Raw genomic sequence first — 15,358 nt, 5'->3', positions numbered from 1 at the left:
GCCTGCTTCAGGCCCGCTGGTGGATGCGGCGATGTGCCGCCGACACTCTCATGCGTACCGCCAAGGGCATACGCAGCACCCCGCGACATTCACCAGCCGCTAGAGTGGCTTAGCGCGTCGCCGTCGTGCAGGTGCGAGGGATCCAGAGGAATGGCATCCACGAGTGACACATGCCGATTGCGTGCGCTAGCCGCCCCCGCCTGATGACGATGCGGGAGCGCATGCGTCGCTCAGTCGGACACTTCTCCCAACACCACCTGTTCGCCCTCGACGCGCACCGGCACCGTCAGCAGCGACTCGCCGCGACACGGCCCGCTGATGCACTCGCCGCCGCGCAGCTCGAACGCAGCGCCATGCGCTGCGCAGACCAGGTGACCCTCTTTGGTTTTGAGGAACTGACCAGGCGCCCAGTCCAGGCGTCTGCCGGCATGCGGGCAGACGTTCAACCACGCCCGCACCTGCGCACCGTCGCGATACAGCACCAGCGACTCCATGCCGCCCTCCCAGGGAGCTTCGACTTCCAGAAATCCGGCATCGGGAATCTGTGTCAGTACGGCAAGCGTGGCGGGCAAGGACGAGGACATGACGGGCTGCGGATCTGGAGCGGTCGAGGATTGTGGCATGCATCTGCCTAGCACCACGGCAGCGTGTCCACGCCCCTTCCTCGACGCAATCTGCCTGCATCCGTCGTCACTGCAACCCTACTGACGCATGCGCACTGTGATCCACTTAACAAAACGCGCCGCGGTTTAACGAACTTTTCACTCAATGACATGAAACCGCAACGATACTGCGCGCTTGTTTCCTGCCCCGGCAGCCCACCGCCATGTCTGCACGCATCTTCCAATTCGGCAACCTGCACCACCTGTTTGCACCGCGCAAGCCGCGTCACCCATTGGTGCGCGTTGCCGCCGGTCTGGCGGGTCTGGTCATCCTTGCGGTGCTGATCTTCTTCAGCGTGTTCGTCGGCGCGGCGATGATCCTGGGCGGCATCGCCTGGAAGCTGCTGAGCAAGTCGAACCGCCGCACGCCACAGCACGCACGCGTGGTCGATGCCGAGTACCACGTGGTGCGCAAGCCCGCGCTGCCCTGGTCGCACTGAGCACAGGCATCACAAGCCTCTGACTGTCGCCACACGGCGCCACGCCGCTGCACTGCTGAGAGTTGGAAACGGCACGCACTCACGTACGTGCCGTTTTTTGTGCTTGCCCGATGCATCCGGCGAGTGTCCGCACGCTGCGGCAGTGGCCTGAAGCGTGTTGTACGGTTGCCTCCACGGTTCCGTCATCCATCATCAAACAGCTAGACTCATGCACCCCGTTCTTCAAGGATGCGCGCATGACCCACGACGTGATTCCCGCCGCCGATGTTCCGCGCATTCCGGTGGTTGGCGGCGGCAGCTTTCCGGTGCACCGCATCTACTGCGTCGGCCGTAACTTCGCCGACCATGCGCGCGAGATGGGCGCCACCGCCCCCGCATCCAAAGACGAGCGCGGCCAGCCGACGTTTTTCATGAAGCCCGCCGATGCCATCGTGGTCGGTCACGGCGACCGCATTCCGTATCCGCCCGGCACCAAGGAGCTGCACCACGAAGTGGAGCTGGTAGTGGCGCTGGGCAGCGACGCGCCGGCTGGCGAGTTGCCGGTGGAGCAGGCCGATGGCTTGATCTACGGCTACGGCGTGGGCCTGGATCTGACCCGCCGCGATCTGCAAGCGGTGGCCAAATCCAAGGGCTTGCCGTGGGATATCGCCAAGGGGTTCGATCATTCCGCACCGGTCAGCGAACTGGTGCATGCCGGTGAAGTCGGCGCGCTGGAGGCGTTGAACCTGTCGTTGGAGGTCAATGGGCAGGTGCGTCAGCAGTCGTTGCTGGATCAGATGATCTGGAGCGTGCCGGAGGTTCTGCATGAGCTCTCCAAGCTCTATGCATTGCGCGCGGGCGATCTGATCTTCATGGGCACGCCGGCCGGCGTCGGCCCGTTGCTGCCAGGCGACCAGTTCAGTGCACGCCTGGAAAACGTCGCCGAGCGTCACGGCGTCATCGCGGGCTGACACGCGGCCGGTTACGCTTCGGGTGCGGCAGTTGGTCCGCGACCGCATCTGGAGTGCGCTATGGGAATGGTCAGCGAATTCAAACAATTCGCGATGCGTGGCAATGTCATCGACCTTGCAGTGGGCGTGGTCATCGGCGCGGCGTTCGGCAAGATCGTCACTGCGCTGGTGGAGAAGATCATCATGCCGCCGATCGGCTGGGCCATCGGCAATGTGGATTTCTCGAGCTTGGCCTGGGTGCTCAAGCCGGCCGGAGTCGATGCCACCGGCAAGGACATCCCCGCCGTGGCGATCGGCTATGGCGACTTCATCAATACCGTCGTGCAGTTCGTGATCATTGCCTTCGCCATCTTTCTGGTGGTGAAGCTGATCAACCGCTTTACCCAGCGCAAACCGGATGCTCCCAAAGGTCCGAGCGAAGAAGTGCTGCTGCTGCGCGAGATTCGTGACTCGCTGAAAAACGACACCCTCAAAACGCCGAACGTGCCGTAAGCAAGCGGACGCATCCACTGCGCGACATCGCGCACGAGGATGACCTTTCGCACGCAGCAGGGGGACCTTGCGCTGATAAGCTCGGGGTCCCCCTTGTCGTTGGAGCCGCCCTGCATGCGTCGCCTCGCTGTTGCCATCTCTGCCCTACTCGCCTGCTCCCCCGCGCTCGCCGCGCAGACCACCATTGCCGACAGCGCGTTGCGTACCGCTGCGCAGCTGCGCGAGCAGGCGTTGGCCGATAACACCGGCTTTGCGGTGGTGGAATCGTTGACCACCGAAGTGGGACCGCGCATTGCCGGTGGCGAGGCCGATCCGCGCGCGGTGGCCTGGGCCAAGGCCAAGTTCCAGTCGCTTGGCTTCGACAAGGTGTGGACCGAGCCGGTGACGTTTCCCAAGTGGCAGCGTCGCAGCGAACAGGCCGCGGTGATCGGCGCGCATGCGCAGCCGTTGCACATCACCGCATTGGGCGGCAGCCCTGGCGGCACCGTCGAAGGCGAGGTGGTGCGCTTCGAAAACCTGGCCGCGCTGCAGGCGGCACCGGCCGGCTCGCTGGCCGGCAAGATCGCGTTTGTCGATTACCAGATGATCAAGGCGCGCGACGGCAAGGATTACGGCAATGGCGGCGCAGTGCGCAGCAAGGGGCCGTCGGAAGCGATCCGCAAGGGCGCGATCGGGTTTGTGATGCGCTCGGCCGGCACCGACTCGCACCGCGTGCCGCATACCGGCATCACCCGCTTCGATGACGGCGTGACGCCGGTACCGGCAGCGGCATTGTCGGTGCCCGATGCCAACCAGCTCGCGCGCCTGACCGCACTGGGCAGCACGCGTGTGCGCCTGGCACTGGATTGCGGCTGGGACGGCACTGCGACCTCGTACAACGTGATCGGCGAAATCACCGGACGCAGCAAGCCGAAGGAAGTGGTGGTGATCGGCGGACACCTGGATTCGTGGGATCTGGGCACCGGCGCCATCGACGATGGTGCAGGCGTGGCGATCACCATGGCCGCAGGCCACCTGATCGGCCAGCTCAAGCAGGCACCCAGGCGCACCATCCGCGTGGTGGCCTTTGCCAACGAGGAGCAAGGCCTGTACGGCGGCAAAGCGTATGCGGCGGCCCACGGCAGGGATGCCAAGGACATGGCGCTGCATCAGATCGGTGCGGAGAGCGACTTCGGTGCCGGGCGCATCTATGCGTTCAACACCGGTTCTGCGGCGCCGGAAGAATCCCGCGCAGCCACCAGGCAGATCGCCGACGTGCTCGCACCGTTGGGCATCGCGTATACGCCGGACAAGGGTGGTCCCGGCCCGGATGTCGGCCCGATTTCCGCCAAGGGCGGTGCGTGGGCGTGGCTTGCACAGGACGGCACCGACTACTTCGATCTGCACCACACCGCCGACGACACGCTGGACAAGATCGACCCGAAGGCGCTCGCGCAGAACGTCGCTGCCTACACGGTGTTCGCGTATCTGGCCGCCGAAGCGGATGGCGATTTCGGTAGCCGCGCGAAGGATGTGCAACCGCCGAGGGAGTAAAAGCGGCTAACAAAACGACTTCGCGTCAGCCTACTGCAGGTCGGCTGATCTGCGGCCTGGCTGCTGGGCCCTTGCCCGCCCAGCGTCGCGGGACACGCTGCAAGTACGTCCTTGTGAGCTCTTACGCGGCATCCATGCCGCGTAAGGTCCCGCGACGCTGGGCGGGCAAGGACCAGTCGAGATGGTCGGCATGCATGGGTTTAAACACAGCAACCAGCGGAGTCTCTGCTGCGGTGTCCTCGCCGCTGGCGGGACCGTGTGGCGGCATGGATGCCGCCACCGAGCCTCCAGGGATGGATTCACGGCGTGTCCCGCGAGCAGCGAGGGCACCGCGCATTCGACCCACTCAGTGTTTGATCTGGACTTTTGACTGCATCCACCAAGATACGACCGACAAAACCACTGCACTCACTGACAGGCGCTCGCTCGCTAGGTTTTGTTAGCTGCTCTAAGTGCGGCGGTGTCCGGTGGGCCGCGTCGTGCTGCCGTCGCGAGACGGAAACGGCGCATCTCGCCGAAGACGTCTTGGCCGCCAAAGCACGCCCTAGGCAGGCGCATACCCAATCGACATACCTGCACGGACGTTCGCAACAGGGTGAGGCGTTGCGGGATGGATGTTCGTCGTCAGTTCGCGTGCATCTGCTGCGATGCGCTGGGTGTCTGTCGTGATGTCCGCCGAGCACGCGAGCAGGCGCATGCGCTCGATGCAGGCTGGAATGGTTGAACGTGGATCGGCGCGCGATTGCGCACCGTCCACTTGACTGCCAGGTGCACTGCGGGCAACGGTGCGATATCTGTATCGGACCCGCTGACCCACGCGCATGAACGTCGGCTGCGCGTCACTGCTGTGCCGTACGCGCGACGGCTATGGCAGAGACACCTCGGCGCACACAGGCGAGCGCGCATCCTCGATCGGCTGCACGCCACTGGCGTCGAACTGCAACGCCGCGTTCCCCGCAGCGAATGTCGGCCAGGCCGGCAAGCCCTTGGTGTTCGGGTTGCCGGACTGCACGAAGGCGGCCCAATAGCGCTGCAGGTTCACCGGCGGTTGACCGATCGGCAGCCCCTTGAACAGGAACGGCAGCTCGGCGCTGTGGGTCACCCGCCCGCCAGGCGCGGCGGTGTCGAACAGGTAATGCCAGACCGGCACGCCGAGCGCGGCCTGCTGGCGCGCGACAGCGAGGGCCGGACAACGGAACGTCAGATCGGTGGACAGCTGCATCGCCGCATCGCCTTGACGTGCAGCGCGCTGCACCTGATGGTTGCGTTGCACCTGCAGCACGGCGTCGGCCTGCGCGGGATAGTCGCGGCGCAGACGTGCCTGCGCACCCTGCTTGCCGCCGTATTCCAGCTCCTGCACCACATAGCCGATCAATAACGGCACCTTGGCCTGTGCGCCGGCCGCCAGCATGTCGGCCGGCGCATCTGGCAGCACGCGTCCATCGACAACGGCCTGTAGCCAGATGTAGCCATCGTCATCCAGTGACGGCACGTCGATGCCCTGCGCAGCCGTGAGCAATCGGTCGGCCGGTAGTGCGCGCAATTGCGTCAGGCGCGTCGCAGCGTCCTCGATGCCTGCGCGCTCGGCGATGCGCACGCCCAGGCTGCGATTTTCCTCCAGGCTGCGTGCAGGCAGCCCGAAGCCCGCCGTGCCGCTCTGCTCGATCGCCGCAGAAAACAGGCCGCGTGCAAGCGGGCTGAGCATCAGCAAACCCACGTCCTGCCCGCCGGCCGACTGCCCGGCGATGGTGACGCGCGCAGGGTCACCACCGAACCGGGCGATGTTGTCGCGCACCCATTGCAGCGCGGCGATCTGATCGAGCAAGGCATAGTTGCCAGCCGCTGCGTGGTCGCCATCGCGCAATTCGGGCAGCGACAGGAACCCCAGCGCACCGAGCCGATACTGCAGCGTGACCACCAGCATCCGCTGCGCAACCAGGTTGGTGGGCAGATGCCCGTCCGCGCCGCCGGCCACATTGGCACCGCCGTGTATCCACACCAGCACCGGCAACGGTTCGCTGGGCTGCAACTGCGGCGTCTGTACTTCGACATACAGGCAATCTTCGCTGCCACGTTTGGCCATCGCGTTGTTCCAGCCCAAGGCGGGCTGGACGCAGGGTCTGGCCGCATGGGTGGCATCGCGCACCGTCGACCATGCAGCCAGCGGTTGCGGCGGCTTCCAGCGCAGCGTGCCCAGCGGCGGCGCAGCGAACGGGATCCCCCGGAACACCGCGCTACCGTCGTCCTGCCATTGCCCACGCACCGCACCGTGGTCGGTGCGTACCTGCGGCGGCGCGGCAGGCCTGGACGGCCCGGCCGCATCGACCGTCGCGCTCACGGCGCAGCTGGCGGCAAGCAACCAGGCAGACAGGCGCATCACGCCTGCCCGGCAAGCGCGCGGGCGCACCAGGCGGCCTGGAAGACCGCAGTGGCCGAGGCCACATTGAGACTTTCGACCTGGCCGCTGCCACGGATGGACAACTGCAGGTCGCAATCGCGCGCGAACTGGCGGTCCATGCCCTCGCTCTCTGCGCCCATCACGTACACCAGCCGCTGCGGCAATGCGGCGGCGAACACATCCTGGCCGCCCTCCACCAGCGTGGCGGCCACGGCGAAACCGGCCTGACGCAACTGCGCCATCGCCTCGACGGTTTCGGGCAACTGCACCAACGGCACTGCTTCGGCGCCGCCCTCGGCCACACGCGCCGCCGCGCCGGACAGCCCCAGGGTGGAGCCGGCCGGCAGCAGCAGACCGGCCACGCCAAAGTGCGCAGACGAGCGCAGGATCGCGCCGAAGTTGTGCGGGTTGCCCACACCATCCAGCCATAGCGCCAGCACCGGCCCCTGCGGCAACGCCGCCAGCCAGTCCTGCAACGGCTGCGGGGTGACGCGCAGCACCTCGGCCACCACACCCTCGTGATGCGCACTGGCGGCGAGCTTGCTGAGGTCGGCGTCCTCGACCACGCGGTAGCCGATGCGCTGCGCAACGCACCAGGCCAACAGCGCCTTGAACTGCGGAATACGCGCCTCGCTCAGATACAGCTTGCGCACCGCCTGCGGACGCGCCTTGAACACGGCCTGCACCGCATTGATGCCGTAAAGCCGCACTTCGCGCGCGTTGCCACCGGGCGGTGGCGATGCAGGCGGTGCGGCTACCGGCGCGGACTGCGCCGGCGGCCGCTGCGCAGGCGCGCGCGGCACGGCGCGGCCCCAGGGATTGTGCGAGGCGCCAGAGCTGCCGCCATCGCGCGGCGGGCGTCCGCCACGTCCATCATGCTGTGTCATCGTTGTATCCAGAAGTTCGCGTGCTGTGCAGTCCCGGCAAGGCCTGCTTCGGCCCCATCGCCACTGCGGTGGTTCGTGTCGTCCCGCAGGGTCGGCATGACCGGCGCTGCAGGCAGTGGCGACGATGGTAAGCCACTTGTGCGCCTGCTCGTGGGGAGCGGTCGACGACGCCGCGATTTTCCTGGCCCCTGCGATGTCCCCGGGCGCTCGCGGTACGAGCGAGGCAATCCGCTGCAAGCTCAGTCATCCAGCGCGCGGTCACCCAGGCCACAGGCAGTCGATCGAGCGTAACCATGGGCGTCATCCTGTTCGACTGACGGTATTGCGCATGCATCCACTGGCTTGGCGACACGCGCGAACACACGCAGGTCGTGCAATCCATCTGGTCGCACGATCGCGCAGCGGCTGACGCCTTCTTCGACGAAGCCGTTGCGCAGCAGCACCTTGGCCGATGCCGGGTTGGTATCGAGCACGGTGGCCTGGACGCGATAGAGCGGCAAGGTCTGCATTGCCCAGGCCACATACGTCGCCACGATGCGTGTCATCCAGCCACGGCCCCAATAGGCGCTGCCGATCCAATATCCCAAGTCGGCGCAAAAGCGTCGTTCGCCCTGTCCTGGACGCACCGCGATCGTGCCGCAGGCCTGGCCGTCAATCTCGATGGCCAGCACGGGATGCTGCAGATCGACCACGTCTCCGGCCAGGAAGGCTTGGCCATCGGTGCGCGTGTACGGATGCGGGAAACGCTCGCTCAATCCGCGCGGCACCAGCGGGTCGTTGGCATGCCGCAACAAGGCGTCCAGGTCGCACTGACGCCAGCGACGCAACACGAAGCCCTCTCCGTGCAGCATCAGTGATTCGTCCATCGCTTCGGCCTCATGCGTGCAGCATCGACACTGCCGATGCTGCACGCACTGACCGCACGTCGCAACTCAGCGCTTGGCGGTTTGCGCCTGCTTGAGCGCGGCGCACAGGCGGATGGTTTCGCCGGTCTGCGCCAAGCCGCGATCGGCGCCGCTGAGCGTTGCCAGGCGCGGCTTGAAGAAGGCATCCAGGCGGTCGGCCTCTTCCACGCTGCAGCCGCCGGATGCGCCGAGCGCCGGCAGACCACCGCCGTCGAACGAACCGCTGCGCTGCACGATGCGATCGAAGTTGGCGGTGAACCACGGCCACATCGAATCATGCGAGGCCTCATCAGTGTGCCCGCGGGTCAGCAGGCTCTTCATCTCGCCCACCTTGATCGCGTCGGTGAGCGCGAAGTCGCGCACCTGCTTGAGCAGCGCCGGGTCCTGCACGGTGCCCAATGCAGCGATCATGGCGTTGCGCTGCGCGGGGTCGGCGTGCGTGCGCAATGCCTCGATCAGCGACTGCACTGCGGGCGCGCCGCGTTCCTGCGCGGTGACCGCCAGTGCGGTGCCGAGCAGGTCCGGGTTGGCCGCAGAGAAATCCAGCGCCCCGTTGCCGCCGGACAGCACCGCATCGCCCTGGGCGAGCAGCGCCTTGCGCACTTCCGCGTTCTGCAGGCGCAGCGCAAACAGGCCGACCAGCGACGAACGCAACGTGGTGTCGTCGATCGACTCACCGTTGCGCCGCGTATAGCCCAACTGACGCAGGCGCGGCAAATAGGCCTGTTCGGCGACCTTGCGCAACGCGCCGCGCTGCGCCTCGGTGGTGGTCTGGTAACGCCAGATCCACAGGAAGCGATCCACCAGCGCGGTCGAGACATCGGACGATGCAGACGGGGCCAGTTGCTTGATCGCCATCAATACCGCATCGCTGTCCGCGTCGCCGTGGCGGTAGGCCGCATCGATCGCATCGGCGTAGGCCAGCTGCTCGCTGTCGTCGAGCTGGCCGACCTGCTTGCCCAGAGCGGCCAGCTGCTTTTTCGGCAGGCTGAAGCGGTAATAGCCGGCACCACGCGCGTTCGGGAACACCCAGGTGTTCTTGCCGGCGCCTTCCAGCACGATGCTGCCGCTGCCGCTTTCCAGCATCTGGCAGGCGGTGCCGACCTGGTTCTTGCCCTTGCCGTACTTCACGCACACCGGCACGCCCCATTGTTGCGCGGTGGAACCGGTCGAACCCAGCGGCAAATACCGCTGCTGCTGCAGCTTGACCACGGTCTTGCCGTCTTCGCGCGCCATCTGGGCCTGCAGATACGGCACGCCCGGCTGGTCGAGGAAGCTGCGGAATGCGGCCTTGAAATCATCGCCCTTGCCGGCGGCGGCAGCGATCGCATCGACCAGATCATCGGCGGTGGCGCTACCGAATTGATGCTTGGCGATATACGCACGCATGCCTTCGCGGAACACGTCTTCGCCGACGAACGCCTCGAACATGCCCAGCACCGCCGCACCCTTTTGATAGGTGATGCCGTCGAAGGCGGTTTCGATATCGCCGTTGCCGGTGATCGGCTGGCGGATCTTGCGCGCACTGACCAGGCTGTCGTTGTCCATCGCGTGCTGCGCGCCGCCGATGCGGTCCAGGTTGGCGCGGTATTCCGGGTGCAGCTGCATGGTGATCTTCTGCTGCATCCAGGTGGCGAACGCCTCGTTCAACCACAGGTCGTCCCACCAGGCCATGGTGACGGTGTCGCCGGTCCACTGGTGGGCCAGTTCATGCGCGTTGGTATTGAAGGACCGCTGCAGGTTCTCTGCAGGTGAATCCTTGTCCAGCAACAGCAGCCAGTCGCGGAAGGTCACAAAGCCGGGGTTTTCCATCGCACCGGCGCTGAAGTCCGGGGCGGCGACCAGGTCGAGCTTGTCGAACGGATAGCCGAAGGCGTAGTAGTCCTCCAGCGCGGCGATGATCGCCGGGGTCTGGTCCAGCGCCGGGGTGATGCGCGGGCCCTGGCCCTTGGCGGCGATGCCGCGCAACGGAGTTGGATTGGGGCGCTGCGGGGTGGCCGGCATGGCCGGTACGTCCACCACATCCCACGGGCCGGCAGCATAGGCGACCAGATAGGTCGGCAGCGGCACGGTCGGGGCGAAAGTCACCGTCTTCCAGCCCTTGCCGGCCGGCTTGCTGGAGGTGGCGATGGTATTGGCCAGCGCCTGGTCGTCGGTGGGCACGGTCAGGCTGAGATCGAACGGGGTCTTGAACGCGGGCTCGTCGAAACCGGGAAACGCATAGCGCGCGCTGATCGGCTCCATCTGCGTCATCGCATAGGACTGGCCCTGGTACTTCACCTGGTACAGGCCCTGCAGCTGCCGATTGAGCGGCGCGCTGTAGGTGATGTCCACGGTGAGCGTCTGCGGTTTGAGCGTGCGTCCGAAGTCCAGGCGAACCACACCGGTCTGCGCATCGGCATCGACGTAGCGTGCGGTGAGTGCCTTGCCCTTGCCCGGCTTGACGGTGACCTTGCTGACCTTCAATTCCTTGCCGTGCAGCCAGAGGTGATCGGAGGCCTGCTTGAGCTGCACGCGGATGGTGGTGCGGCCGCTGAACTCGGCCTGGTCAGGGTCGATCTTGAACGCCAGGCTGTAGCGCTCGGGCACCGCCCAGGCCGGCAGCCTGCCGTTGGGGACCGGCTCGCCGGACGACTGCGCGATGGCGGTGCCGCAGCACAACGCAAGGAGGGAAGGTGCAAGCAGGCAGGCAAGACGACGCATCGGCGATTCCGGTCAGGGTAACCGTCGAAGTCCACCATAGCCGGGCATGACTGTCATGTGACCTTCGTCATTGCGCCGGTCTCCCGACGCCATGACTCAGGCGTGCCCACCCACCGACGGCGTCTGCGCCTCCAGCGTCTCCAGCGCGCGCGCCACCGCTTCGGGCGATTTGGTGAATGGCGCGATCAAACTGTAGAACGCCGGCACCACGTACAGCGACAGCAGCGTGGACAGCGACACGCCGAAGATCACCACCACACCGATGGTGGCACGGCTGGCCGAGCCGGGCCCGCCGGCCACCACCAGCGGAATCGCACCGACCACGGTGGCGATCGAGGTCATCAGGATCGGACGCAGGCGCACCGATGCCGATTCCACGATCGCCGCATGCACGCTGCGGCCTTCGTCGCGCAACTGATTGGCGAACTCCACGATCAGGATGCCGTTCTTGGCCGCCAGGCCCACCAGCATCACGATGCCGATCTGACTGAACAAATTGAGCGTGCCTCCGGTGAGCCACAAGCCGACCAACGCCCCCAACACCGCCAGCGGCACGGTGAGCATGATCACCAGCGGATGCGCAAAGCTCTCGAACTGCGCCGCCAGCACCAGATACACCACCAGCAAGGCCATGCCGAAGGTCAGCAACACCGCGCTGCCGGATTGCTGGTATTCGCGCGATTCGCCCTTCCAGTCCACCTGCGCGTACTCGGGCAACTCCTCGCGTGCAGCCTGTTGCGCCCAGGCGATCGCCTCACCGAGCGGGTAGCCCGGCGCCAGGCCTGCGCTGATGGTGATCGCGCGCAGGCGATTGAAGCGATTCAAAGTACCGGCTTCGGCCACTTCGCTCAGCGTGACCAGGTTGGACAACGGAATCAGCTCGCCACGGATCGAACGCACGCGGATGGCGGTGAGGTCTTCCGGCGCCATGCGGCCTTCGCGGCCGGCCTGCAGCATGACGTCGTATTCCTCGCCGTTGTCGACGAAGGTGGTGACGCGACGCGACCCCATCATCGCCTCCAGCGCGCCACCGATCGCGGTGACCGACACGCCCAGATCGGCGGCGCGCAGACGATCGATATTGACGCGCATCTGCGGGCGGGTTTCCTTGTAGTCCGAGTCCGGGCCCACCAGCCCCGGATTGGCTTCCATGCGCTGCAGGATACGATCGCGCCACTGCGCAATTTCCGCATAATCCGGCCCGCCCAGCACCAGCTGGAACGGTTGCCCACGGCTACGCACCAGCCCGCCGCTCACCTGCGTGCGTGCGCGCACGCCGCTGAGCACGTTGAGTTTCTGCTGCACCTCATCGGCCACTTCGGTGGTGGGGCGGCTGCGTTTTTGCCAGTCCTGCAAGAACACGCTGACGCGACCGGTATGCATTTCCTCGCTGCTGCCAAAGCCACCGGGCACGCGCGGGTTGGCACGCACGATGGGTTTGTCCGGGCCCACGTAGGGGCGCAGGATGTCTTCCACCTGATGCATCTGCCCCACGGTGTAATCGAAGCCGGCACCTTCCGGGCCATCGATCATGATCTGGAAATTGCCGCGGTCTTCGGCCGGCGCCAGTTCGGAAGGAATGCGGCCCATCAGCCAGGCGCTGGCACCCAGCGCCAACAGCATCAACAGCGCAAAGATCCAGGTGCGGTGCACATGCCGCTCCAGCGAGCGCCCGTATGCCCCGGACACCGCCTGCATGCGGCCATCGAACCAGCGATGGAAACGATTGGGCTTGGCCTGCCCGTGCGACCGCAGCAGCTTGGACGACATCATCGGCGTCAGCGTCAGCGCCACGAACGCCGAGATCGCTACCGCTGCGGCCAACGCCACCGCCAGCTCGCGGAACAGGCGCCCGGTATTGCCTTCCAGGAAGCCCACCGGCAGGAACACCGCCACCAGCACCGCAGTGGTGGCGATCACCGCGAAGGCGACCTGCCCGGTCCCGCGCTTGGCGGCCACCAATGGCGGCTCGCCCAGGTCGATGCGGCGCTGGATGTTTTCCACCACCACGATGGCATCGTCCACCACCAGGCCGATACACAGCACCAGCGCCAGCAGGGTCAGCAGGTTGATCGAGAAATCGAAGGCGTACAGCGCGATGAACGCGGCGATCAGGCACACCGGCACCGTCACTGCCGGAATCAAGGCCGCACGTGCGCTGCCCAGGAACACCCAGATCACCACCAGCACCAGCACCACCGCTTCGACCAGCGTGTGGTACACGCGCTCCACCGCCGCGTCGATGAAGGTCGTGGTGTCGAAGGCGACGAAGATGTTGGTGCCCTGCGGCAGCGTTTTCTGTATTTCTTCGGCCTGCGCGCGCGCCTCGCGGGCCACATCCAGCGCATTGGCGGTGGAGTTGCGCACGATGCCCAGGCCCACATTGGGCACGCCGTTGCTCTGGAAATAGGCGCGTCGTTCGGCCGAAGTCAGCTCGACCCTGGCCACATCACCCAGGCGCACCACATAGCCGCCCTCGCCCTTGCTGAGCGGCAGCTTGGCGAAGTCTTCGGGCTTGAGATAACTGCGCTCCACGCGCAGGGTGAAGTCGCGCTGCGCCGATTCTATGCTGCCGGCCGGCAGCTCCACATTTTCGTTCTGCAGCGCGGTTTCGACGTCGGCCACGGTGAGCGCGCGCGCGGCCAGCTGGTCGCGGTCCAGCCAGATGCGCATCGCATAGCGCTGACGTCCGCCAATACGCACCTGCGCCACGCCATCCAGGCTGGAGAAGCGGTCCACCACATACCGCTCGGCGTAGTCGGACAGCTGCAGGGTATCCATCGTGCTGGAGCTCATGTTGAGCCACAGGATCGGGTCGGCGTCGGCTTCGACCTTGGAAATTTCCGGCGGGCGCGCCTGGTCGGGCATGCGATCGGAGACGCGGCTGACCGCATCGCGCACATCGTTGGCGGCCGCCTCCATATCGCGCGTCTGCACGAATTCGATGCTGATATCCGAGGACCCATTGCGGCTGCGCGCCTCGATGGTGGCGATCCCTTCGATACCCGCCAGCGCGTCTTCCAGCACCTGGGTGATGCGGCTTTCCACCACCGCGGCCGAAGCACCGGTGTATTCCACATCCACCGACACGATGGGCGGGTCGATCGCCGGCAACTCGCGCAGCGTGAGCCGGGTGAACGACATCACCCCCAGCACGATCAACAACAGGCTCATCACCACCGCCATCACCGGGCGGGTAATGGACAGATCGGAAAGTTTCATCGCGCTGCCTGCGGGCGTGCCGGCGGCGGCGCGGCTTGATCGACCACCTTCAGGCCCGGACGCAGCTTGCCGGTGCCGTCCACCACGATGCGCTCACCTTGCTTGATGCCTTCCAGGATTTCCACCTTGCCGTCGCGCCGCTCGCCCAGGCGCACATCGGCACGCTCCACGCTGCTGTCGGGCTTGACCCGGAACACGTAGGACTCGCGCCCCACCTGCACCACCGCAATCTCCGGGATCACCACCGCCTGCCGCGCCGGCTGGAACAACCGCACATCCAGCAACATGCCCGGGCGCAGCCGGCGATCGCCGTTGGGGAAGTCCGCGCGTACCGTCACCGAGCGGGTGGTCTCGTCGATACGCGAATCGATCGCCGCCACCACGCCTTCGAACTGTTCGCCCGGGTACGCCGCCGCGCTGCCATTGACGGTATTGCCGAGCTGCACCAGGCCGAACTGCGATTCCGGCACCTGGAAGTCCACGTACATACGTTCCACATCGTCCAGCGTGGCGATCACGGTACTCGATGTAATCAACGAACCCGGGCTGATCTGGCGGATGCCCAGCACGCCGGAAAACGGCGCGCGCACTTCGCGGTCGGTGATTTCCGCGCGCATCTGCTGTACCCGCGCCTGTGCGGCGTCGCGCAGGGCGCGCTGGGTATCCACCGTGGATTTGGCCACCAGCTGCTGGCCGACCAGGCTCAGCTGCCGACGATACAACTGGTCGGTTTCTTCGAAGGTGGCCTGTGCGGCAGTCAACGCCGCCTGCTGCGAATTGCCGCGCAGGCGCAGCAGCAACTGCCCGGCCTTGACCTCGTCGCCGCTGTCGAAATTGACCTGCTCCACCACATCGCTCACCGCTGCGGTCAGCGCCACCGACTCGCGCGCACGCACGGTGGCGATCGATTGCACGGTCGAATTCCAGGGTTGGGTGGTCACCGCCTGCACAGAGACCGGAATGGGTTTGGCGGCGGCCGGCGTGGCGGCCTGACGGCTACAGCCGGCCACTACAACGGCCAACAGGAGCGCGGCGCAAAAACGCGCGCTGGGTCGAACAAGCATCGGAACATCCTGGCGGGGTACGTCGAAAGTTTAACGACCTAGCCGCCATGGAGTTGACAGAAAGGGCGCGCTTGCACCATGACCAAAGACCCTTGCCGTCGT

General features: G+C 66.2%; 10 protein-coding genes and 1 pseudogene. 4 read left to right on the top strand and 7 right to left on the bottom strand.

Annotated features, from left to right (window positions below; translation table 11 throughout):
• Nucleotides 1–230: 230 nt before the first annotated feature.
• Nucleotides 231–584: a Rieske (2Fe-2S) protein gene (locus GGR61_RS04125; protein ID WP_184407484.1), complete on the bottom strand. Its 354-nt coding sequence runs from the start codon at nucleotides 582–584 to the stop codon at nucleotides 231–233.
• A gap of 242 nt (nucleotides 585–826) precedes the next feature.
• Between GGR61_RS04125 and GGR61_RS04120 the strand changes: the two genes are divergently transcribed.
• From GGR61_RS04120 to GGR61_RS04105, 4 genes are all read left to right on the top strand, one after another.
• Nucleotides 827–1,102, top strand: coding sequence for a hypothetical protein (locus GGR61_RS04120; protein ID WP_184407485.1), 276 nt, complete (start codon nucleotides 827–829; stop codon nucleotides 1,100–1,102).
• A gap of 236 nt (nucleotides 1,103–1,338) precedes the next feature.
• Complete coding sequence (locus GGR61_RS04115; RefSeq protein WP_184407486.1) at nucleotides 1,339–2,052, top strand: fumarylacetoacetate hydrolase family protein; 714 nt, start codon at nucleotides 1,339–1,341, stop codon at nucleotides 2,050–2,052.
• Nucleotides 2,053–2,112: 60 nt separating this feature from the next.
• On the top strand, nucleotides 2,113–2,544 hold the full coding sequence (mscL, locus tag GGR61_RS04110; RefSeq protein ID WP_184407487.1) for a large-conductance mechanosensitive channel protein MscL: 432 nt from the start codon (nucleotides 2,113–2,115) through the stop codon (nucleotides 2,542–2,544).
• A 114-nt stretch (nucleotides 2,545–2,658) separates the two neighbouring features.
• The gene (locus GGR61_RS04105) at nucleotides 2,659–4,077 is read left to right on the top strand and encodes a M28 family peptidase (RefSeq protein ID WP_184407488.1); all 1,419 of its coding nucleotides are present in this window, start codon (nucleotides 2,659–2,661) and stop codon (nucleotides 4,075–4,077) included.
• Nucleotides 4,078–4,942: 865 nt separating this feature from the next.
• Here GGR61_RS04105 and GGR61_RS04100 read toward each other — a convergent pair.
• The 6 genes and pseudogenes from GGR61_RS04100 to GGR61_RS04075 form a co-directional block, all read right to left on the bottom strand.
• Nucleotides 4,943–6,454 (bottom strand): carboxylesterase family protein, encoded by a 1,512-nt coding sequence (locus tag GGR61_RS04100; protein ID WP_184620510.1) that lies wholly within the window; start codon nucleotides 6,452–6,454, stop codon nucleotides 4,943–4,945.
• Nucleotides 6,454–7,362, bottom strand: coding sequence for a TrmH family RNA methyltransferase (locus GGR61_RS04095; protein WP_184407490.1), 909 nt, complete (start codon nucleotides 7,360–7,362; stop codon nucleotides 6,454–6,456). The genes GGR61_RS04100 and GGR61_RS04095 overlap by 1 nt, the downstream gene beginning before the upstream one ends.
• A gap of 347 nt (nucleotides 7,363–7,709) precedes the next feature.
• A pseudogene (locus tag GGR61_RS04090) lies at nucleotides 7,710–8,228 on the bottom strand (GNAT family protein); the annotation flags it as partial.
• 66 nt (nucleotides 8,229–8,294) lie between these two features.
• Nucleotides 8,295–10,970, bottom strand: a complete 2,676-nt coding sequence (locus tag GGR61_RS04085) for a M1 family metallopeptidase (protein WP_184620509.1) — start codon at nucleotides 10,968–10,970, stop codon at nucleotides 8,295–8,297.
• A gap of 96 nt (nucleotides 10,971–11,066) precedes the next feature.
• On the bottom strand, nucleotides 11,067–14,192 hold the full coding sequence (locus tag GGR61_RS04080; RefSeq protein WP_184620508.1) for an efflux RND transporter permease subunit: 3,126 nt from the start codon (nucleotides 14,190–14,192) through the stop codon (nucleotides 11,067–11,069).
• Nucleotides 14,189–15,256, bottom strand: a complete 1,068-nt coding sequence (locus tag GGR61_RS04075) for an efflux RND transporter periplasmic adaptor subunit (protein WP_184620507.1) — start codon at nucleotides 15,254–15,256, stop codon at nucleotides 14,189–14,191. Before GGR61_RS04075 ends, GGR61_RS04080 begins: the two co-directional genes overlap by 4 nt.
• Between the last annotated feature and the right edge of the window lie 102 nt (nucleotides 15,257–15,358).

The sequence above is a fragment of the Xanthomonas sp. 3058 genome, assembly GCF_014199765.1.
GTDB classification, from domain to species: Bacteria; Pseudomonadota; Gammaproteobacteria; order Xanthomonadales; family Xanthomonadaceae; genus Xanthomonas; species Xanthomonas campestris_B.
This window is presented reverse-complemented; position numbering and strand designations above follow the sequence as displayed.

Coding starts and splice junctions, on each gene's coding strand:
- GGR61_RS04105 (WP_184407488.1), top strand. CDS start 2,659: ATGCGTCGCCTCGCTGTTGCCATCTCTGCCCTACTCGCCTGCTCCCCC.
- GGR61_RS04085 (WP_184620509.1), bottom strand. CDS start 10,970: ATGCGTCGTCTTGCCTGCCTGCTTGCACCTTCCCTCCTTGCGTTGTGC.
- GGR61_RS04075 (WP_184620507.1), bottom strand. CDS start 15,256: ATGCTTGTTCGACCCAGCGCGCGTTTTTGCGCCGCGCTCCTGTTGGCC.
- GGR61_RS04120 (WP_184407485.1), top strand. CDS start 827: ATGTCTGCACGCATCTTCCAATTCGGCAACCTGCACCACCTGTTTGCA.
- GGR61_RS04080 (WP_184620508.1), bottom strand. CDS start 14,192: ATGAAACTTTCCGATCTGTCCATTACCCGCCCGGTGATGGCGGTGGTG.
- GGR61_RS04115 (WP_184407486.1), top strand. CDS start 1,339: ATGACCCACGACGTGATTCCCGCCGCCGATGTTCCGCGCATTCCGGTG.
- mscL (WP_184407487.1), top strand. CDS start 2,113: ATGGGAATGGTCAGCGAATTCAAACAATTCGCGATGCGTGGCAATGTC.
- GGR61_RS04100 (WP_184620510.1), bottom strand. CDS start 6,454: ATGCGCCTGTCTGCCTGGTTGCTTGCCGCCAGCTGCGCCGTGAGCGCG.
- GGR61_RS04125 (WP_184407484.1), bottom strand. CDS start 584: ATGTCCTCGTCCTTGCCCGCCACGCTTGCCGTACTGACACAGATTCCC.
- GGR61_RS04095 (WP_184407490.1), bottom strand. CDS start 7,362: ATGACACAGCATGATGGACGTGGCGGACGCCCGCCGCGCGATGGCGGC.